This is a genomic window from Paenibacillus sp. 102 (genome assembly GCF_039549175.1).
Taxonomy (GTDB): domain Bacteria; phylum Bacillota; class Bacilli; order Bacillales; family Bacillaceae_G; genus Bacillus_A.
In genome coordinates, this window is sequence record NZ_JBCGHT010000018.1 from 21,926 (window position 1) to 42,860 (window position 20,935).

General features: G+C 37.0%; 20 protein-coding genes and 2 pseudogenes. 18 read left to right on the forward strand and 4 right to left on the reverse strand.

Annotated features, from left to right (window positions below; genetic code table 11):
• Positions 1-47 precede the first annotated feature (47 nt).
• The 3 genes from AAIE21_RS24375 to AAIE21_RS24385 are packed head-to-tail and all read left to right on the forward strand — an operon-like array spanning position 48 to position 1,871.
• A complete protein-coding gene (locus tag AAIE21_RS24375; RefSeq protein WP_343269126.1) occupies positions 48-827 on the forward strand; it encodes a MurR/RpiR family transcriptional regulator in 780 nt (259 codons plus the stop codon).
• A 2-nt stretch (positions 828-829) separates the two neighbouring features.
• A complete protein-coding gene (locus AAIE21_RS24380) occupies positions 830-1,348 on the forward strand; it encodes a hypothetical protein (RefSeq protein ID WP_343269127.1) in 519 nt (172 codons plus the stop codon).
• A 25-nt stretch (positions 1,349-1,373) separates the two neighbouring features.
• Positions 1,374-1,871, forward strand: a complete 498-nt coding sequence (locus tag AAIE21_RS24385) for a PTS sugar transporter subunit IIA (RefSeq protein ID WP_343269128.1) — start codon at positions 1,374-1,376, stop codon at positions 1,869-1,871.
• 48 nt (positions 1,872-1,919) lie between these two features.
• On the opposite strand, the gene AAIE21_RS24390 is transcribed toward AAIE21_RS24385, so the two are convergent.
• Positions 1,920-2,651, reverse strand: coding sequence for a yteA family sporulation protein (locus AAIE21_RS24390; protein WP_343269129.1), 732 nt, complete (start codon positions 2,649-2,651; stop codon positions 1,920-1,922).
• A gap of 195 nt (positions 2,652-2,846) precedes the next feature.
• Positions 2,847-3,800, reverse strand: coding sequence for a 1,4-dihydroxy-2-naphthoate polyprenyltransferase (locus AAIE21_RS24395; protein WP_343269130.1), 954 nt, complete (start codon positions 3,798-3,800; stop codon positions 2,847-2,849).
• A gap of 191 nt (positions 3,801-3,991) precedes the next feature.
• On the opposite strand from AAIE21_RS24395, the gene AAIE21_RS24400 reads away from it, so the two are divergent.
• The 15 genes and pseudogenes from AAIE21_RS24400 to AAIE21_RS24470 all read left to right on the forward strand — a co-directional run bounded on the left by AAIE21_RS24400 (position 3,992) and on the right by AAIE21_RS24470 (position 18,144).
• Positions 3,992-5,386 (forward strand): isochorismate synthase, encoded by a 1,395-nt coding sequence (locus AAIE21_RS24400; protein WP_343269131.1) that lies wholly within the window; start codon positions 3,992-3,994, stop codon positions 5,384-5,386.
• On the forward strand, positions 5,383-7,143 hold the full coding sequence (gene menD / locus AAIE21_RS24405) for a 2-succinyl-5-enolpyruvyl-6-hydroxy-3-cyclohexene-1-carboxylic-acid synthase (protein WP_343269132.1): 1,761 nt from the start codon (positions 5,383-5,385) through the stop codon (positions 7,141-7,143). The genes AAIE21_RS24400 and menD overlap by 4 nt, the downstream gene beginning before the upstream one ends.
• Positions 7,134-7,946, forward strand: a complete 813-nt coding sequence (gene menH, locus AAIE21_RS24410) for a 2-succinyl-6-hydroxy-2,4-cyclohexadiene-1-carboxylate synthase (RefSeq protein WP_343269133.1) — start codon at positions 7,134-7,136, stop codon at positions 7,944-7,946. The genes menD and menH overlap by 10 nt, the downstream gene beginning before the upstream one ends.
• Before the next feature lie 81 nt (positions 7,947-8,027).
• Complete coding sequence (gene menB / locus AAIE21_RS24415) at positions 8,028-8,846, forward strand: 1,4-dihydroxy-2-naphthoyl-CoA synthase (protein WP_000963889.1); 819 nt, start codon at positions 8,028-8,030, stop codon at positions 8,844-8,846.
• Positions 8,847-9,161: 315 nt separating this feature from the next.
• Positions 9,162-10,607: an o-succinylbenzoate--CoA ligase gene (locus AAIE21_RS24420; RefSeq protein WP_343269134.1), complete on the forward strand. Its 1,446-nt coding sequence runs from the start codon at positions 9,162-9,164 to the stop codon at positions 10,605-10,607.
• A complete protein-coding gene (gene menC / locus AAIE21_RS24425; protein ID WP_343269135.1) occupies positions 10,608-11,714 on the forward strand; it encodes an o-succinylbenzoate synthase in 1,107 nt (368 codons plus the stop codon).
• Positions 11,715-11,818: 104 nt separating this feature from the next.
• A complete protein-coding gene (locus AAIE21_RS24430) occupies positions 11,819-12,517 on the forward strand; it encodes a response regulator transcription factor (protein ID WP_343269136.1) in 699 nt (232 codons plus the stop codon).
• On the forward strand, positions 12,510-13,628 hold the full coding sequence (locus tag AAIE21_RS24435) for a sensor histidine kinase (RefSeq protein WP_343269137.1): 1,119 nt from the start codon (positions 12,510-12,512) through the stop codon (positions 13,626-13,628). The genes AAIE21_RS24430 and AAIE21_RS24435 overlap by 8 nt, the downstream gene beginning before the upstream one ends.
• Before the next feature lie 82 nt (positions 13,629-13,710).
• Entirely contained in the window at positions 13,711-14,571 is an 861-nt protein-coding gene (gene vanY, locus AAIE21_RS24440) for a VanY-A/VanY-F/VanY-M family D-Ala-D-Ala carboxypeptidase (protein ID WP_343269138.1), read from the forward strand.
• Positions 14,572-14,610: 39 nt separating this feature from the next.
• Positions 14,611-14,969 (forward strand): annotated as a pseudogene (locus tag AAIE21_RS24445) (enolase C-terminal domain-like protein); the annotation flags it as partial.
• Between the two features lie 4 nt (positions 14,970-14,973).
• A complete protein-coding gene (locus AAIE21_RS24450) occupies positions 14,974-15,255 on the forward strand; it encodes a hypothetical protein (RefSeq protein WP_343269139.1) in 282 nt (93 codons plus the stop codon).
• A 611-nt stretch (positions 15,256-15,866) separates the two neighbouring features.
• Complete coding sequence (locus AAIE21_RS24455) at positions 15,867-16,484, forward strand: DUF47 domain-containing protein (RefSeq protein ID WP_343269140.1); 618 nt, start codon at positions 15,867-15,869, stop codon at positions 16,482-16,484.
• Between the two features lie 71 nt (positions 16,485-16,555).
• Positions 16,556-17,542, forward strand: coding sequence for an inorganic phosphate transporter (locus tag AAIE21_RS24460; RefSeq protein ID WP_343269141.1), 987 nt, complete (start codon positions 16,556-16,558; stop codon positions 17,540-17,542).
• A gap of 62 nt (positions 17,543-17,604) precedes the next feature.
• A pseudogene (locus AAIE21_RS24465) lies at positions 17,605-17,772 on the forward strand (GntT/GntP/DsdX family permease); the annotation flags it as partial.
• A 195-nt stretch (positions 17,773-17,967) separates the two neighbouring features.
• Entirely contained in the window at positions 17,968-18,144 is a 177-nt protein-coding gene (locus tag AAIE21_RS24470) for a YjcZ family sporulation protein (protein ID WP_343269142.1), read from the forward strand.
• A 51-nt stretch (positions 18,145-18,195) separates the two neighbouring features.
• On the opposite strand, the gene AAIE21_RS24475 is transcribed toward AAIE21_RS24470, so the two are convergent.
• Positions 18,196-20,172 carry an FtsX-like permease family protein gene (locus tag AAIE21_RS24475; RefSeq protein WP_343269143.1) on the reverse strand — a complete coding sequence of 659 codons (1,977 nt, stop codon included), beginning with the start codon at positions 20,170-20,172 and terminating at the stop codon, positions 18,196-18,198.
• Entirely contained in the window at positions 20,169-20,921 is a 753-nt protein-coding gene (locus tag AAIE21_RS24480; protein WP_343269144.1) for an ABC transporter ATP-binding protein, read from the reverse strand. The genes AAIE21_RS24475 and AAIE21_RS24480 overlap by 4 nt, the downstream gene beginning before the upstream one ends.
• Between the last annotated feature and the right edge of the window lie 14 nt (positions 20,922-20,935).

A 20,935-nucleotide genomic window follows, 5' to 3' on the forward strand; every position in this document is an offset into this window, starting at 1 on the left:
GAATAATTTCCCTGGTATAATTTTTAGAAAGTTTAGGAGGGAATATTATGAAGATTGAAGAGCTAATTAACGAATACTACAGTAAGTTAAATGAAAATGATCACTATATTTTAAAATATGTTTTAAATAATAAAAGTTCATGTTATGAACTAGGAATAAATGATTTAGCGAGTAAATGCAATGTATCGCGCTCATCTATTTTACGGTTAGCTCAGAAATTGGGGTTTAGTGGATATAGTGAATTTCGTGTGTTTTTAAAATGGCAAGATCAAGAAAAAAGTGAGAAAAATGTAAATTGTATTGAAACGTTTAATAGCGATTTACAAGAAACACTCAAATATGCCCAAAATAGAGATTTTGAAGATATATGTCAGCTTCTAAATAGTGCGAAACGAATATTTGTATATGGTACAGGGACAGCACAATTAAATTGTGCGTTTGAATTACAAAGGATGTTTTTGGCAATTGGTTGTCATCTACATGTGATTCAAGCGAATCGTGAACTTGAAATGGTTTTACCGAATCTGACGAAAGATGATGTTGTCATTATGATTTCGTTATCTGGTGATACACCAACATTATTTTTTACTGTACAAGCTTTAGTAGCTAAAGGTGTACCAATCGTATCTGTAACAAATTTAAATAATAACAAGCTAGCGAGGATGACACCATATAATTTATATGCGAATAGCTCTACGACACGTTTAAGTAATGGAATAAAAATTGATACATTCGCGTCATTTTTTATTATCGCAGAAACTTTGTTTAGACATTATTCCAATTATTGCTCGAATAAGGAGATGCATATACAAGAGACGGAGGAATAAGGATGAAGTTATATAAGCAAGAGTTAAAGCTTAGTTATATAAAAGTAGCTCATGATGGAATCCGTTTTCTACAGATCGCTACTTATTTCTTTTATATAGTTCCTATCCTATTTACCATCTATTTATACATAATGTCATTAGCATCTGGCACCTCGTTCTTTGCTCCGATTGTACAAGAACCAATGGTGACAGTTATGTTTGTAATAGCAATGCTAAATCCATTCTTTGGTGCGTTAATACATGTTACGATACAAGATTTAAAAAAAGCTACATATGTTAAAGAATCATTGGTTGTATTAAGTATGATAGCGACAGCGCAAATATTGATTGGAAATATTTTTGGTAGTGCAATCGTTTGGTTAGGTGTTTATAGACAATGGAAATATAATAGAACGAAATATGAAAGTACTCTGGAATATGCAAGTGATAGAGGAGGATTCTTTAAAATTATAGGTGGCATCCTTCTATTCTCTTTATCTTTAATATGCTTAGTTCTTCTTATAAAAATATCTCTTCATTAGTAGATTATAAAAGGGGATGATACATATGTTTAAAAAACTATTTCAAACAAAAGTTGAAGCAGACGTGGAAAAAGTATATTCACCGCTTAGTGGGGAAACAATTGCATTAAGTGAAGTGCCTGATCCCGTATTTGCTCAGAAGATGATGGGAGATGGTATTGCGATTATCCCAACAAAGGGAGAAATTTATTCACCAGTGGACGGAACGATAGTGCAAATATTTCCATCTAAACACGCGATAGGAATTCAATCCAAAAAAGGATTAGAATTGTTGATCCATATTGGATTAGAGACTGTAGCATTAAATGGAGAAGGTTTTGATGTGTTTGTAGAAGAGGGGCAAGTTGTAAAAGCTGGGGAACATTTGTTGAACTTTGATATAGATTTTCTAGAAAGCCATAATAAAGAAATTGTTACACCTATTATTGTTACAAATATGCTTGAAAAAGTAGAGAGTATAGAACCTGTTATAAGTTCGGAAGTATCACATGGTGATTTAATTGTAAAATGTAGTATGAAATGAAAAGAAGAAAAGGGGCTGATATAATGTTTAAATCAGCTCCTTTTCTTTTTATGCCTTCGAGCCAGACTCATCAGAAGATAATTCTCCTTTATAAGTCCGTGCTTCAAAATCATCTAGCATTTGTTCATATTCCTCATGTTCTTCTGTAGCATAGACTTGCGGGTTCTTGCCATACATATCTGTTCCGATGAAGTTCTCGAAATCTTCTACATAACCACGTGGCTCTTCAGCATCTACATACATTTCATCGAAGTTTTTAGAGTCGCGGCGTTCTAAATCGGATGGCGTTTCTGATGTTCCGTATAAAGCGACGTCTTGCCAAGCATCCTCTGCATCGTATCCTACGGCACTGTCCATATCATATTTGCCAAACGGTGGCTCTACTAATTCTTCTTCAACGGGACGTGCGTCTAGATTTAACTTATTCGTCGTATGTTCAATACAAGTTGTAGCAGTTGGCATTGCTTCTAATCGTTCTAGCGGAATTTCTTCGCCGGAAACTTCACAAACTCCGTATGTGCCAGCTTCGATTTTTTGCAGGGCATGCTTTGTATCTTGCAGTTGCTTATGCCAAAATTCAATAAGTCCAAAGTCTTTTTCGCGTTCATATAATTCGGTAGCCATATCGCCAGGGTGATTGTCATAAGCAGACAATTCTCCCACAGATTCCCGTTCAGAAGCGCGGTCTTCACCCTCATGATTTTGCAGCGTTTGTTCTAGTTCTTGTTTTTGCTTTTCTAACACTGATTTAAAATGATTGATTTGTTGTGGAGTTAACATTGTATCCACCTTCCTACAATTCGGTTTCTTTATGTAGTATGAGCCCGATTACGGGAAATATGAGGAGGAATTTAGGGAGATAGCGGTGTCGCGTTTTGTCGAGTGATCGATATGTTGTGTCGAATCGCTGATATATTCGAAAAACCGCCGATATATTTTGGAAATGAAAAAGGAGCTGCTCAGCAGCTCCTTTTCTTATAGGAAATACCCAAGTAATAGGCCGATTCCCATTAAAAATCCGAAGATTGTATTTGTTTTTGCAGTTGCAATCATTGCAGGTGCCATTTCCATTGGAATGCTTTTGCCGATAAATCCTTTTGTCGCTTTAAATGCTTTCGGTGCACTTAGGAAGACAATTAGCATCCATGGAGATACGATTCCAACAATGATTAGGGAAATCGTCCAAATGTAGGAAACGATAAACATAGAAGCAAGGACACCAATTGCATTTTCACGTCCAACGATAATTGCTAATGTGTTACGGCCGTTTTCTTTGTCTCCATCTAAATCACGAATATTATTGGAAAGTAAAATTGCTCCAATTAAAATCGAATTTGGAATAGATACTAAAATAATTTCTGATGTTACAGTTCCTGTCTGGATGAAAAATGAAATACCAATAATAATAACACCCATAAATAATCCTGCTGTAAACTCACCAAAAGGTGTATAAGCAATTGGAAGTGGACCACCTGTATAAAGGTAAGCAACGGCCATACAAACAAGGCCGATTGCAGCAAGCCACCAACTAGAGTTCATACAAATATAAACGCCTAATAGCATCGCGATACCGAAAAATCCAAATGCTAAGTTCAGTACTGTTTTTGGTTTAATGCCGTCGCGGACAATTGCGCCCCCAATGCCAACTGAACCTTCATGATCTAATCCTCTTTTATAATCAAAGTATTCGTTAAACATGTTTGTTGCTGCTTGAATGAGAAGGCAAGCAAGAAGCATGATAAAGAAAAGAGGGAGATGTATTTGATTAATACCCCCTACTTGCATTGCATAAGCTGTTCCAATAAAAACAGGAACAAAAGCTGCTGTTAATGTATGAGGACGTAATAAACTCCACCAAATGCGCCAGCCTGTTTGCTTACTTGGCTTTGGCGACATAGGAGAGGAATTCGTTTCGACTTTCATTTCCATGTTGAATCCTCCTTGTCACATAATATACACAATTAAGTGTAGGAAAAGCATCATTTAGTGTCAACTTTTATTTTCTAGGAAGAGAAGGTGAATTTCTCAGAAATGCTAAACGTTGACAGGGCTTTCGTTTGAGGTGTATCTTAAAATCAAGCGTATTTATGACTATTTTTCGCCCATAGGGGGGAGACTTTGTGATTCAGACGAAACAAAAAGATTTACAAGAAATACTTACTGCAGCGATTGAATCTGCGACTGATGAAAAAACATTGGTCAGTTTTGTAAAACAAATAGATTGGATGGATCCGCTTCTTTTTTATGCAGCAGGAAAAAGGGTTGCATCCGAAAATAGATGTTATTTTGCAGACCCAGTTCAGCATGTTATATTTGCTGGCATTGGCTCTGTTTTCACTATAGCAAAATCTTCTGACAAGCGCTTTCAAAATGCAAAAGAAGAGTGGAATAAAGTGCAGGAGAAAGCAATTGTTCACAGGGAAGAGTATGAATTTGGAACGGGCCCACTTTTATTTGGTGGCTTTTCCTTTGATCCAGAAAAAGAGCAGATGGATTTATGGAAAGAATTTAAAGATACAACATTATCGTTACCGGCTCTTCTTTTAACAGTTAAAAATGAAAAAGCATGGTTAACTATAAATACATTTATTTCAGCTGGGGACTCTGTACAGATGGTTTATGAAGAAATTGTTTCTTTAGAAGAGAGAATTTTACAAGAATGTAAAGGGCCGCTTACAGAAGAAAAATTAACAGTAACTTCTAAAGTAGAAGTTGATCCAAAGGGTTGGATGAATGCGATTGTAACAGTGCAAGAAGAAATGAAAAAAGGAAGCGTACAGAAGGTTGTATTAGCAAGAGAGCTAAAACTAGTGATGAATCGAAATATTGACTCTGCTCGTGTTTTAGAAGCGCTCCGCATCGGTCAGCCGGATTGTTACGTATTTTCCTTTGATTATAAAGGTGCGTGCTTCTTAGGAGCAACGCCTGAAAGATTAATTCGTAAAGAAGACGAGAAATTTACATCGATGTGTCTTGCCGGCTCAATTGGTCATGGTAACTCTATAGAAGAAAGTAAGCAAAATGGCGAGATGCTTCTTCATGATGAAAAGAATTTAGCAGAGCATGGCTATGTAGTAAATATGATTCGTGGCGTATTAAATGAACATTGTAAGTCTGTTAATATTCCAGAGCGTCCAGGATTATTAACAACAAAAAATTTACTACATTTATATACACCAGTGGAAGCGAAAGGTGATGCATCCCTTCTGACAATGGTAGAAGAACTGCATCCGACGCCAGCTCTTGGCGGCACACCTCGCCACGCGGCGATGAAATTGATTCGTGATGTAGAGTTATTAGACCGTGGATTGTACGGAGCACCAATCGGCTGGATAGATGACAAAGGGAACGGTGAATTTGCAGTAGCATTGCGCTGCGGATTATTAAATGGTGAAAAGGCATCCTTATTTGCCGGTTGCGGTATTGTGATTGATTCTGTTCCGCAGCTTGAATATGAAGAAACAAGTTTGAAGTTTAGACCGATGCTTGGTGCTTTGGAGGAATTAATGAAATGAATAATCATATAGAAGCATTATCATATTATTTAGGCGCGTTTGTGGACGAACTGGCGCGTCTAAATGTATATGATGTTGTTATTAGTCCAGGTTCACGGTCAACGCCGCTAGCCTTGCTAATGGAGCAACATGAACAAATCAAAACGTATTTACATGTAGATGAACGATCTGCTGCCTTTTTCGCGCTTGGTATTGCAAAAGCGAAGAAGCGGCCTGTAGCGATTTTATGTACATCAGGAACAGCGGCAGCAAACTATTATCCAGCAATTTGTGAAGCTTTTCATTCACGTGTACCGCTGCTTGTTTTCACAGCAGATAGACCGCATGAACTAAGAGATGTTGGTGCACCACAGGCAATGAATCAATTGAATTTATATGGTTCTTTTGTGAAACAGTTTATGGAGATGGCACTGCCGGAAGCTAGAGAACCGATGTATCATTATGCCCGTATGACAGCCGGGCGTGCTGTTGCAAGTGCATTGCTTGCGCCAAAGGGACCTGTCCATATTAACTTTCCTCTTCGGGAGCCACTCATTCCTGATTTCTCTTTAGAGAATGTATGGGAAAAAGGTCGTGGTGAGTATACAGGAGCAGTTCATCAAGGAAATATGACGATGACGAGTGAATATGTAAGTTCTCTCACAGAGCGCCTTTTGGGTATGGAAAAGGGGCTTATTGTTTGTGGAGACGATAGTCATCCAGAGGTTGCTGAAGCTATCACGCAGCTTGCTAAGCAAACTGGATATCCGATTGTAGCAGATCCGCTTTCAGGTCTCAGAAGCGGCGCGCATGATAAATCAATGGTAATCGATTGCTACGATACATTTTTACGAAATGAATTGTTAAAGGATACATGGAAGCCAGAAGTAATCATTCGTTTCGGTGGTATGCCTGTATCAAAAGCATTAACGCAATATATAAAGAAACAAGAGGCTGCTGTCCATATCGTTGTAGAGGAATCAGGAAAATGGAGAGATCCAGCCCTTGTAGCGACAGAAGTTGTATGTGCAAGTGATGTCTCGTTCTGTAACGCAATGATAGATAATATGCAAAAGCGAGAAAAGAATGATTGGTACGGGATGTGGAAACATATAAACGATGCAGCGAAGGAACAGCTTCATGAAATCGAAACATATGAAACAGCATTTGAAGGAAAAGTGATTACAGACATCGTGCATGTACTGCCAGAGGAAGCAACTTTATTTGTCAGCAACAGTATGCCAATTCGTGATACAGATACGTTCTTCTTTACAACAGATAAAAGAATCAATGTAATGGCAAACCGTGGTGTGAATGGAATTGATGGGATTATTTCAACAGCTCTAGGAGCAAGTACTGTTTGTGAGCCGCTTGTATTAGTAATCGGTGACTTATCATTTTATCATGATCTAAACGGACTACTAGCAGCAAAATTACATGATTTAAACGTAACAATTGTTGTTGTAAATAATGATGGTGGTGGTATTTTTTCATTCCTGCCACAATATGAGTCAAAAGAACATTTCGAATCATTATTCGGAACGCCACTTGGACTTGATTATGAACATGTTGTCAAAATGTACGGTGGTTCATTTGCGCGTGTAAATGACTGGAAAGTGTTTCGTGAGGAAGTACAAAAAGGAACGACTGAGAAAGGTTTACACGTTGTGGAAATTTGTACGAATCGTGACGAGAACTTAAAGCTGCACCGTGATTTATGGGCAAGTACATCGAAAGTTGTTACGGAAATTTTGCAAGGTGAAGCGGAATGGGAGTAACGCTGCAAGGTGTAACGTATGAATATGAAGTAGCTGGGAGCGGGGAACCACTTCTACTTCTTCATGGTTTTACGGGGAGCATGGAGACGTGGCGTTCGTTTATTCCTTCATGGAGCGAGCGATTTCAAGTTATTGTAGTTGATCTTGTTGGACATGGGAAAACAGAAAGTCCCAAGGAAATGACGTATTATAATATTCAAAATGTGGCACTTCAAATGACGACACTACTCGATCATTTACATATTGAAAAAGCACATATACTTGGCTATTCGATGGGCGGAAGACTAGCGATTACGATGGCATGCCTATATCCAAACCGCGTAAAATCTCTTTTATTAGAGAATTGTACAGCTGGGCTTGAGAAGGAATCGGACCGGAAAGAACGCTGCGCGCGCGATGAACAGCTTGCAGATCGAATTGAATTAGAAGGAATAGAAGCTTTCGTAAATAGGTGGGAAAATATCCCTCTATTTGCAACGCAGAAAAAATTACCACAAGATGTGAAAGAAGCAGTTCGAAAAGAGAGACTTACAAATAACTCAAGAGGACTTGCAAATAGTCTTAGGGGCATGGGAACAGGTGCTCAGCCTTCATGGTGGAATCAACTAGAAGGATTAAAAATGCCTGTCCTATTAATGAATGGAGAGCATGATCAAAAGTTTTTTCAAGTCCTTACAAACATGAAAGAACGCATTCCTCACGCGAAATTTGTCAAAATTGATGGGGCTGGCCATGCAATTCATGTGGAACAACCGCAAAAGTTTGGTACAATAGTAGAGGGATTTCTAAAAACCATACAGTGACACCTTTTTCTTTTGAAGAGAGTGACGCTTATAGAGGGGCTAGTGGACAACCATTAGCATAATAAAAAGGAGGTAAGAGTAATGGCTATTGAATGGGTAAAAGAAGGCAATTACGAGGATATTATTTATTCCACATACAATGGTATCGCAAAGATTTCGATTAACCGCCCTGAAGTACATAATGCATTCCGTCCTAAAACGGTAATGGAGTTAATCAATGCTTTTGCACACGCACGTGATGATGCAAATGTTGGCGTTATCATTTTAACTGGGGAAGGTGGACGTGCATTCTGTTCTGGCGGCGACCAAAAAGTTCGCGGTCATGGCGGATATGTAGGTGAAGACCAAATCCCACGCTTAAACGTATTAGACTTACAACGTTTAATTCGCGCAATCCCTAAACCAGTTATTGCAATGGTAGCAGGTTATGCAATCGGTGGTGGACACGTACTTCATATCGTATGTGACTTAACAATCGCAGCAGACAACGCTGTATTCGGACAAACTGGTCCTAAAGTAGGTAGCTTTGATGGCGGATACGGAGCTGGTTATTTAGCTCGTATGGTAGGTCATAAGAAAGCTCGTGAAATTTGGTACCTATGCCGTCAATACAGTGCACAAGAAGCACTTGATATGGGCTTAGTAAACACAGTTGTACCATTAGATCAATTAGAAGCAGAAACAGTACAATGGGCAGAAGAAATCTTAGCAAACAGCCCAATGGCACTTCGTTTCTTAAAAGCTGCATTCAATGCAGATACAGACGGTTTAGCTGGTATCCAACAACTAGCGGGAGACGCAACGTTATTGTACTACACAACTGACGAAGCAAAAGAAGGCCGCGACGCGTTCAAAGAAAAACGCCGTCCGGACTTCGGACAATTCCCTCGTTTCCCTTGATCAAAAGCGAAGCCGACTGTTTAGACCCGTCGGCTAAGGTTCTTTCGTACAGAAAGTGATTTTTACTTTCTCGTGCGGAAGGTTCTTAGACACAAGGGTCTAGGAGGCGTAGCTGGATGAAATCAAAAGCGAAGGTGGCTTGCTCAGAACAAGAGGGCGTTGGAACTCCTGACGAAGAGGCGTAGTTTGCCTCGCAGGAAGGAGTGAAACGACCGACTGTTCTAGCAACCGCAGCTGGATGAGATCAAAAGCGGAAACAAAAAAGAGACTTGATTCTATATCAAGTCTCTTTCTTTCATGAAAGGAGACTACGTAATGGAGACGATGCCCAATTGGTTAATGCAACGTGCATTTTTAACGTCAGAGCGCACTGCAATTGAAACGAAAGAAGAGAAGATTACATTTTTAGAACTGCATGAAAAAGTAGGATCTGTTTGTGAGCACCTTTCCTATTTACAGATAGAAAAAGGTCAAAAAGTGGCTGTTCTGATGAAAAATGGTACGGAGATGATTACGGTAATTCATGCCCTGTCTTATATAGGGGCAGTAGCTGTACTTCTGAATACACGTCTTTCAAGAGAAGAGCTACTTTGGCAAATGGAAGATGCGGAAGTTGTTTGCTTAGTAACGGACCGAGAATTTGAAACGGAGCAGGTACCTGTCTACATATTTGAAGAAGTAATGAACGGACCTAAGAAAGCAGCAATGATTCAAGATGAGTTTTCCTTAGAAGAGGCGATGACAATTATATATACGTCAGGAACCACTGGGAAGCCGAAAGGGGTTATTTTAACATATGGTAATCACTGGGCGAGTGCTGTTGGATCATCACTGAACTTAGGGCTTCGTGATGACGATTGTTGGTTAGCGTGTATGCCAATGTTTCATGTGGGAGGCCTATCTCTGTTAATGAAGAATATTATGTACGGTATGCGTATTTTACTTGTTCCAAAATATGACCCTGAGTTTATTCATGAGGCAATAAAAACTCGGGGAGTAACAATCATATCGGTCGTTTCTAAGATGTTGACAGACCTATTAGAAAGACTTAGAGAGGGAACATATCCTAACTCTTTACGCTGCATGTTATTAGGCGGAGGGCCAGCACCGAAGCCCCTCTTAGAAACATGTGTAGCAAAAGGGATTCCTGTATATCAAACCTATGGAATGACGGAAACTTCTTCTCAAATTTGTACACTATCAGCTGATTATATGTTAACGAAAGTGGGTTCAGCAGGAAAACCTCTTTTCCCATGCCAACTTCGAATTGAGAAGGAGGGCAAGGTTGTACCGGCGAATGTTGAAGGAGAAATTGTTGTAAAAGGGCCGAATGTAACACAGGGTTACTTTAAGCGTAAAGACGCAACGCGTGAAACGATAACAAATGGATGGCTTCATACTGGTGATCTTGGCTATTTGGATGAAGAAGGGTTTCTATATGTATTAGATCGCCGCAGTGACTTAATTATTTCGGGCGGAGAAAATATTTATCCAGCGCAAATTGAGGAAGTATTGCTTGCGCATCCTATGGTTGCGGAAGCTGGTGTTGTTGGGAAAGCGGATGAACAATGGGGACAAGTACCGGCTGCATTTCTTGTAAAAGCAGGTCATGTAACAGAAGAAGAAATCATTTGTTTTTGTGAAGAAAAATTAGCAAAGTATAAAGTACCAAAAAAAGTGCATTTCTTATCAGAATTACCACGTAATGCTTCGAAAAAATTGTTAAGAAGGGAACTAAGGCAGCTTTTGGAGGAGATGTAGATGAAAATAAAAAAGGCAACACTTTATGTAACGGAAATGCCTCTTGTCATCCCTTTTACCGCAAGCTATGGAACGTATAAAACGCGTGAAAGTATCGTTATTGAACTTGAGGATACAGATGGGTATATCGGGTTTGGGGAAGTCGTTGCTTTTTCAGAACCGTGGTATACGGAAGAAACAGTAACAACAGCGCTTCATATACTTCAAGATTTTTTATTGCCAGATTTATTGAAGGCTGAAGTTATGCACCCAAATGAAATTCCGAGTCTCTTTCAGTATATAAAACGAAACCGTATGGCGAAAGCGGGAATAGAAGGTGCTGTATGGGATTTGTATGCGAAACGTCAAAACAAATCGTTAGCGACTTTACTTGGAGGAACACAGTCAGAAATTGAAGTCGGTGTTGTAATTGGTTTAGATACGATTCCTAATATGTTAAAACAAATTGAAATGTATGCAGAAGAAGGATACCAGCGATTTAAAGTGAAAATCAAGCCGGAACTTGATTATGAGCTATTGAAGGAAATACGAAAAGCATTTCCAAAGATACCGTTAATGGCAGATGCAAATTCAGCGTATACGTTAGCGGATACTGAGCAATTAAAGAGGTTAGATGAGTTTCAGTTAATGATGATTGAACAGCCTTTAGCGGATAACGATTTTCTCGATCATGCTAAGCTTCAAAAGCAAATTGAGACACCTATTTGTTTGGACGAGAGTATTCATAGCTTAGAAGATGCACGAGTAGCGATTACACTTGGAAGCTGCCGCATCGTAAATATTAAACCTGGGCGAGTTAGCGGACTAACTGAATCGATTCAAATTCATGATTATTGCAAGGAACATGCTATTCCTGTTTGGTGCGGTGGTATGGTGGAAATGGGAATTTCACGTGCACAAAATATTGCGTTAGCATCACTCCCGAACTTTACAATTCCAGGTGATATATCAGCTTCGAGTAGACATTGGGAGCAAGATATTATTTCACCTGAAGTGATGCTCAAAGACGGGAAGGTAATGGTTCCGCAACATACTGAATGCAGTTATGAAGTAAATCGTGGAAGATTAGAAGAAATAACGAAGCAACGGATTGTGTATGGAAGATGAAATAGAAAAGGTTACTCTTGAGAGTAGCCTTTTCTTATTGTACAAATAGGGTAGACTAGTTTAAAATCGAGCGTGTGAAAATGGAATGATGTAGGGGGGATAAAATGAAGCGTATTTCAATTTTGATAGCTGATGATGAGGCTGAAATTGCGGATTTAATTACAATACATTTAGAAAAAGAGGGCTATCATATTATTAAAGTAGCTGATGGAGAAGAAGCTATTCGTGTTATTCACTCTCAACCAATTGATTTAGTAATTTTGGATATTATGATGCCTAAAATGGACGGGTATGAAGTAACGCGGCAAATTCGCGCGCAATATTATATGCCTATCATTTTCTTAAGTGCGAAAACATCTGATTTTGATAAGGTGACTGGGCTCGTAATAGGTGCAGATGATTATATGACGAAGCCGTTCACTCCGATTGAATTAGTTGCTCGTGTAAATGCACAATTACGCCGATTTTTCATGTTAAATCAACCGAGGAAAGAGGAAAGTAAATCAATTTTAGAAATTGGTGGGGTCGTTATTTATCCAGAGCAACGGAATGTGAGTGTGTACGGAGAACGAATTGAATTAACTCCAAAAGAGTTTGATATTTTATATTTATTAGCGAGTCATCCGAAGAAAGTTTACAGTGTGGAAAATATCTTTCAACAAGTGTGGGCAGAAGATTATTATGAAGGTGGAAACACGGTTATGGTACATATTCGCACCTTACGAAAAAAGCTTGGAGAAGATAAAAGGAAGAATAAATTAATAAAAACTGTTTGGGGGGTCGGCTATACATTCAATGGCTAAAATCATAAGAAGCTTTCGTTCAAAAATGATAGCACTATTTGCTTTAAGCATTATACTAGCTGGTAGTGTGACGTATATAATTTATAAAGGGTTGCAGCTTTATTATAAAACTATGGTTCGTTATGAAGATCCTTTAGCACAATTTCGGTCAACAATAAGAGATATTGGAGATATTAATTTCTTTTTAATTATATTTACTCCTTTATCTATTTTGTTTTTTTTCTTTCTCACCAGACCGTATTCAAAGTATTTCAGTGAAATTTCTAATGGAATTCATCATCTTGCTAATGGTGATTTTACAAATCGAGTGCATGTTTCATCCAATGATGAGTTTAGAGATATCGCACACGAAATCAATCTAGCGAGTGAAAAGTTAAAAGAAGCTGTTGAAAGAGGCGATTTTGCAGAAAGCAGTAAAGATCAGCTAGTCGTAAATTTGGCTCATGATTTAAGAACGCCATTAACATCTGTTTTAGGTTATTTAGATTTAATTCTTAAAGACGAGAATTTGACAAAGGAACAAATTAAACACTTTTCCACTATTGCTTTTACGAAGTCTCAAAAATTAGAGAATTTAATTGATGAACTATTTGAAATAACGAGAATGAATTATGGCATGTTAAAGGTTGAGAAAAGGCTGATTGATTTAAGTGAATTACTTATACAGTTAGATGAGGAGTTATATCCTTTATTAGAGAAATATAATTTAGTAGCTAGAATGAATATTGCCCCCTATTTAAATATTTATGGTGACGGAAAATTGTTGGCAAGAGTATTTGAAAATCTTTTAATGAATGCGATTCGTTATGGATATGATGGACAATTTGTTGATATGAATGGACATATTGATAATGGAGAAGTTGTCGTACAAATTATTAATTATGGAGATAGCATTCCGAAAGAAGAGTTACCGTATCTTTTTGATATGTTTTATACAGGCAATAAAGCAAGAACGCAGCAGCAAAATAGTACAGGGCTTGGTTTATTTATTGCGAAAAACATTGTGGAGCAACATAATGGAACGATTTCTGTGGAAAGTAGTGTAATACGGACAATATTTGAAGTGAGATTACCGAAAAGTGATGGTAACGAATCTCATTTAATAATTTAATAAAAATTTTAAGTTTACCCCACTTTTTATTTAAATAGTTTTTTCTATTCTATACGTAAGTAAGATTAAGGAGGAACTAGAAATGAAAAAGTGGGTATTTATTTTGTTTTTTATATTGTGCACAGTATGTGTTGGTATTTATATAGCGCCATTATTCCTAAATGTGGTAGATGTTAAGATTGTAGAAAAAGAGGATAAGGTAAATTCGACGAATACTGAAAAGAAAGAGATAACAAAAGAGCAAATTTATAAAGGTGATTTATTATTAGTCAATAAAAATTATCCCGTTCAGAAAGGTAGTATAAGGCCTGATATTATAAATATACTTCAAAATCAAGAATTGGTAAAAGGTTATGGAGTGCTTGATAGAAACCTTCGTTTATCAAAGGATATTGTGAAAAAATTTTTAAAGATCGTAGATGCAGCAGAAAAAGAAGGTATCCGTCATTTTTTAATCAGCAGTGGGTATCGAGATTTTGAAGAGCAAAGGAAGCTATATCAAAAAATGGGTTCTGATTATGCGTTACCAGCAGGGTATAGTGAGCATAATTTAGGGTTATCACTTGATGTCGGGTCTACTCAAATGAAAATGGAGAAAGCTCCTGAAGGAAAATGGATTGAAGAAGAGGTGTGGAAATACGGTTTTGTTTTACGCTATCCCAAAAATAAAAGCAACATTACAGGAATTCAATATGAGCCGTGGCATATACGTTATGTCGGTTTACCTCATAGTGCTATTATGCAGAAGAAGAACTTTACTTTAGAAGAATATTTAGATTTCTTGAAAGAAAAAAAAGTGATTTCAACTAATATTGAAGGAAAAAAATATACGGTTTCTTATTATAAAATTTCAAAGAGTATCAGTGTTAATGTTCCGGTAAATAAGCATTATGAAATTTCAGGGAACAATATGGATGGAGTAATTTTGACCGTACATGAATAATAGATATACACGTTTTTTGTGAATTCCTTATGTAAATAAGAAAGAGCCAGAATAGCAATTACACCTGGAAGCTGCCGCATCGTAAATATTAAACCAGGGCGAGTTGGTGGGCTAAACGAATCGATTCAAATTCATGATTATTGCCAAGAGCACGGTATACCTGTTTGGTGCGGTGGTATGGTTTCACGTGCACAAAATATTGCGTTAGCATCCCTTCCAAATTTTACGATTCTAGGTGATATATCAGCTTCTAGTAGGCACTGGGAGCTGATATATCACCAGAAGTAACATTGCAAGGCGGAAAAGTGATTGTCCCAACTGGTCCTGGGTTTGGATATGATGTAAACCGGGAAAGATTAGAAGAGATTGCGAAAAAACGGATTGTATGCGAGAGGTGAATGCATGAGGGACGATATATTGCAGGTTATACAGGCATATTTATTAAAAGTGTCATTTGTAAAAGTTGCATATATTTTTGGGTCTCATGAAAGGAAAGAGGTAACCACTATTGCGATTGAAACAAGGAATGCTTCATATAAACAATTTCAATGGCTATATTTTGAGTTGACAGAAGGACTAAAAGGAAGAGAGAAATTTGATGTGGTACATGTAAATACGCTCTCTGATCCACAAGTAAAAAAGCGTATACTGCAAGAAGGAAAATTGTTTGTACAGCGTATATAAGGAGCCCACGATGATTCGGTTATCGTAGGCTTTTTTGTATTGATATATATTTATTTTGAATTTCCGACATATCAGTCATGGCTATGAAAATAAAAAGAATTCTTCAATCGCTTGCTCCTTTTGGTTTTACATGGCAAAAGGCACTGACCGCCTCTATGCAAGGATGGCCACTTCTCTCCCGTCTGTAAAAAAGGTTTATCCCGCTATTTTAGGGCAGTAATACTCCCACCTCAAAATTCGGCGGGAGCAATGTCCAGCTCTAGCGGCTAGAATCTCCGGTCGTTTCGCCCCCTCGGACGAGGCAAAAAGTGCCTCTCTGCCTGAGGCCTCCAACGTCCTGCGATTCTGAGCGCTTTTCTAAAAAAGTTAGGTGGGAGATAAACTGACAGTAAAAGCCCGATTGGTGAGTGCTGATTAAAGTTTCACTTTATGTCAAACATTTCTTATTTCAGTAAACCTCCCTGTTAGTGAAATAAGGGAATTTGAAATCCTTTCAATTATTAAGATTTGGTTCATCATTTTTATGGATTGGATTGTGCCAAAGGGAAATATTAAGGTTGTATGATTCACGCTTGATATTTAAACTCATTGGACAAAGTGGAGGTAATAGTATGGCTGTAAGGAAAAAAGACAAGTTTACAAATCATTTAAGTAATATTTCTTTAAATTTAAAAGAAAGTGCTAATTATTTCGCTGATTATAAACTAAAAAATGTTAATGACCTTAAAATTTTTGCTGAAAAAATGAAGGAATATGAATCAGAGGGGGATTCTTTGGTTCATGAAGTTACCAAAGACTTACACAATGCTTTCATCACTTCCATTGAACGAGAAGATATTTTATCTCTTACCTTGAGCATGGATGATGTTTTAGATGGATTAGAACATACTGCTGCTCTATTTGAAATGTATTCTATAGTAAATGCTGATAATTATATGCTTGAGTTTGTCGATGCTATCCGTAATTGCACTGCTGAAATTGTGGCAGCGGTTGACATGTTGGCAACAAAGAAATTACTAAACATGAGGGAGCATGCCATTAAAATTAAAGAATTGGAATCAAAATGTGATGGGATTTTACGGGAATCCATTAAAAATCTGTTTGCTAATGAAAAAGACCCTATTCGTATTATTCAATATAAAGAAATCTATGAAGAGCTCGAAAACATTGCGGATTTCTGTCAGAATGTAGCCAACACATTAGAAAGTATTATCATGAAGAATGCTTAACCGTATTCAAGTAGTATTAATACAGTTCTGGAGTAAAAATTAGTATAGTCAAAAAATATGTGGAGGCTCTAATGACAACAATAATTATTATCGTTATTCTTGGTTTAATTTTCGAATTCATTAATGGGTTTCATGATACGGCTAACGCAATTGCGATGTCAGTTTCTACAAAGGCTTTATCACCACGATTCGCGGTTATTTATGCCGGTGTATTAAATTTTATAGGTGCTTTAATATCAGAAGCCGTAGCAAAATCGATTGGCGGTAAAATTGCTGATCCTTTTCAGGTTGATAACGGCTTGTTAATCGTCATTGCAGCTCTTATTGCAGCTATATTTTGGAATCTGTTTACATGGTATTATGGGATTCCTTCTTCATCGTCACACACTTTAATCGGATCTGTTGCTGGAGCTGTTATTTTTGGATCAGGAATACATTCTATAAACTGGGAAGGTTTCACAGATATTATAAAAGCCCTAATCATTTCTCCTTTTTTAGCTTTTATAGTAGGATTTATTCTAATGAAAATATTAGCAATTGTTTTTAAAAACGTAAATCCTCGCCGGGCGACTCGTGGTTTTCGAGGGTTTCAAGTTGTAGCTTCTGGTTTAGCTGCATTTTCTCATGGAGGAAATGATGGACAAAAAACAATGGGAATTATTGTTTTTGCTTTAGTAGCAGGTGGTTACCAAACCACATTAGATGTACCACTTTGGGTACAAGTTACTTGTGCAGCAACAATTGGTCTAGGAACAATGATGGGTGGAATGCGGATTATTAAAACGGTTGCTAAAAAAATATTTAAAGTTCAACCTATCAATGGATTTGCTGCAGATTTAACATCATTTGTAGTATTACAAGGTGCTACTATGTTAGGGCTACCAGTATCAACCACACATGTATCTTCATCTGCCATTCTAGGCGTTGGTTCCGCTAAACGTGTTCGGGGTGTAAATTGGGGAGTCGCTACAAGAATTGTGATGACTTGGGTTATTACACTGCCAATATCGGCATTAATAGCTGGTTTAGTAATGATGATAATGAAAATTTTTATATAAGGATATTAAATGAAAAAACAATGAATGTTTAAGTGTCTAATAATAGTTGGAAAAACATTGTAGGGTCAAGATTATTAATGTTTTTACATGTAAATGATGCTGGATTTTGGCTCGTAAAAGAGTATTTAGGATTAACAGTAAAAGAGACGTTTAAGACGTGGACTGTACTGGAAACATTACTATCATTTATCGCATTTGGACTTGTACTATTACTTGATAAGCTTATTTAAAGTAGAGAGGATGCTCGTTTTAAGGGCATCTTTTTTTTGTAATTCAGGTATTATATAGTGGTCATTCTTGTGAAACAAGCCTGTTTTTAGGCAAAACAAGCTCCCGATTTCCCATGTAAACATAATATAAATGGAATCCCCTCATTTAGAACAAGATGATCTTGTTACGAATGATACTAAAGGAGGAATAGAGTAATGAGTGAAAAGTGCGATCACAATCATGGAAGGCACGGATGTGGCGGCGGTTTTGCGCTTTTAATTGTATTGTTTATCCTGTTAATCATTATCGGTGCTAGCTGCTTCGGTGGCGGTGGCGGCGGTTACTGTGGTTATGGAGGCGGTTTTGGCGGCGGCTATGGTGGATTTTGCTAACATCTAAAAACTATTGAAATAGCCTTGTGCACATGCACAAGGCTATTTTATTCACAATTTAATATGTTGTGATAATTTTTTTATATACAGGGAACGGATGAGGAAAAAGAAAATAATCTCAATGATCCCAAATAGGGTAAGTACAAACAAAAACTCTTTGAATAAAGAAATGGTGAGCATATTTTGTAAAAACTGAACTGCAAATATTGTATGGATAGTAGCAACAATATAAGGGACGAAAAATAAAATAGCCAATTGTATTGTTGCGGAACGAAACATTTCAGATTCTGTTAATCCAATTTTAGTAATGGTAATATACTTCTGTTCTTCCCGCGTTAAATCATTATACATACGGAAATATAACACGCTTGCTGCACCGATAAAGAAGATAATACCAAGAAATGTTCCGATAAAGAAACTAGAGACATTATCTTTTTTACTGTATGCTAGTGCGTCACTAGATGTATAAAGACTGAATGGGATAGTAATGTGTTGTTCTTCAGGCTTTGTTTTCTCCAATAAATCGTTTCGATCTTTATCTATGCTATTTACCATATTTGTAGTAGGAGCTAGAGTGTCTTCCCAATTTTCAACAAGATAGTTATAGATGGTAATGGTTTCAATATGCGGAATCATATTGTCAATTACGTGATCTTGCAACACAATTGTATGCGGAAGAGCGTATTGTGGCTCTACACTATGTTTTAAAAATCCTTTAATGTGAAACTCTTTTTTGTTAGATTCCAAAGTTATTGTTTCTTGTTTTGCAAATGGATTTGCAATTAAATTTAATAGCGTTGGTGAATATTTAGAAATTATATATGCTTCGTCTGGACCTAACTGAATTTCTGGTTTTTGTAACAGTTTAGCTAGTGTATTATAATCACTCATTTTCATAAGCACAATAGCTTCTTCGTGAGCTGTATCTTTTAAAAGTGTAAATGCATATTTTTGATATTGAAATGCGTGATTTGTAAGCTCTTGTTCTATTGTTGAAATATGTTTTTGTTCGAATGAATTTCCAGGCTTAGATGTATACGTAAACGGAACAGGATAGCGTTTTAAAATAGATGCTTTTGTGTAATTATTCATAGCAAAGAGCGGTGTAATAATTGTGAAAGCAAGTGCAGATAACATAGTAACAATAAAGAGCATATTGATATTACCACGCGTGCGAGCAACTAAATCTGAAATCCATAACATATTTATTTGTTTCATATAAAATTTTCTTCTCTTTCTTAAAATAGATATAAAGAGAAGAATCGTTTGAGAAAAGAATAAATATGTTCCAATGGTTACAAGTGGCAAAATCGATAAAATGATAAAGATTACAGAGCCATCCTGTACGTTTTTTTCGGTGACATATCCTTTTGGATATCCAGCGATATAATAACATAGACCTAAACAAGCTAAAGCAAATAAAGAAATGAGAAGAGAAGGTCGTTTTTCTTTTTTTAACTTTTGGTCGTTCTTTATGAGACGAATTGTTTTACGTGTACGAACGAACATAGGTGTGAATGTAGAAACGATCAAAAACAGAACGATAAAAGTTATGGTTGTTGCGATAATTGCTTTTGTTGGCCAATGCCAATATAAATAGATTCCTGTTGCACCTGTTAATTTAGAAGTAACGAGTAGGAAAAAGTTAGAAAAAACAAGACCGACTTGAATACCAGCAAAAATTGCTAAGAGCCCAATTATCATATTTTCCATAAAAATAAGGCGTTTTAACTGTTTCTTAGAAATACCAAGAATGGTTAAAATCCCAAATTGTTCTTTACGTACATTTAAAAATGTTCCAAGCGAATATAGTAAAAAAAAGAACGAGAACATAACGATGACAAATTGAGCCATTCCAATTAAGTTCATTAGAGGTCCTTGTTCCTTTATGTCTTGTAAGCGTGGATGATACGAATATACAGTAAATGAAAAGAAAACTGTAATCGAAAATACACTGCTTATAAAATAGGCAAAATACGCCTGTGAATTCCGAGAGACATTTTTAAAAGCAAACTGCCAAAATGTCATCCACGTCTTCCTCCTAGTAACGCCAATACATCTAATATTTCTTGATAAAACTTTTCGCGATATAATCCGCGGTGCAATTCATTGTAAAGCTCGCCATCTTTAATAAAAATAACGCGGTTGCAGTAACTCGCAGCGAATGGATCATGGGTAACCATTAAAATGGTCGCGTCTTCTTCTTTATTTAATTTTGTAAATAATTCCATTACATCAATGGCAGCTTTAGAGTCTAGGTTCCCTGTAGGTTCATCAGCAAGCAAGAGTGATGGGTTATGAATAACTGCACGAGCTACGGCGGTACGCTGCGCTTGTCCACCAGAAACTTCAAAAATCCGCTTATTTAAAATATGATCAATTCCAAGCTTCTTTGAGATGTTGTCGAGTTTTTCATCCATTTCTTTCAGAGGAACATTATCTAATGTTAATGGCAATACAATATTCTCACCAATTGTTAACGTATCTAATAAGTTAAAGTTTTGAAAAACAAATCCTAATTCTTGACGGCGGAAAACGGCTAATTTTTCCCGACGGAATGTGTGCGGCTGTTTTCCATTAATAAACACTTCTCCAGCAGTAGGAGAATCAATCGTTGAAATGACATTTAAAAAAGTAGATTTTCCGCTCCCTGAAGGGCCCATAATTGCGACAAACTCACCTTTATCTACATGTAAATTTATATTTTTTAAAGCAGTATGAGGGACTTTGCCCTCATACACTTTGGAGACATTTTTAATGTGTAATACTTCTTCCATAAAAACTCACCTTT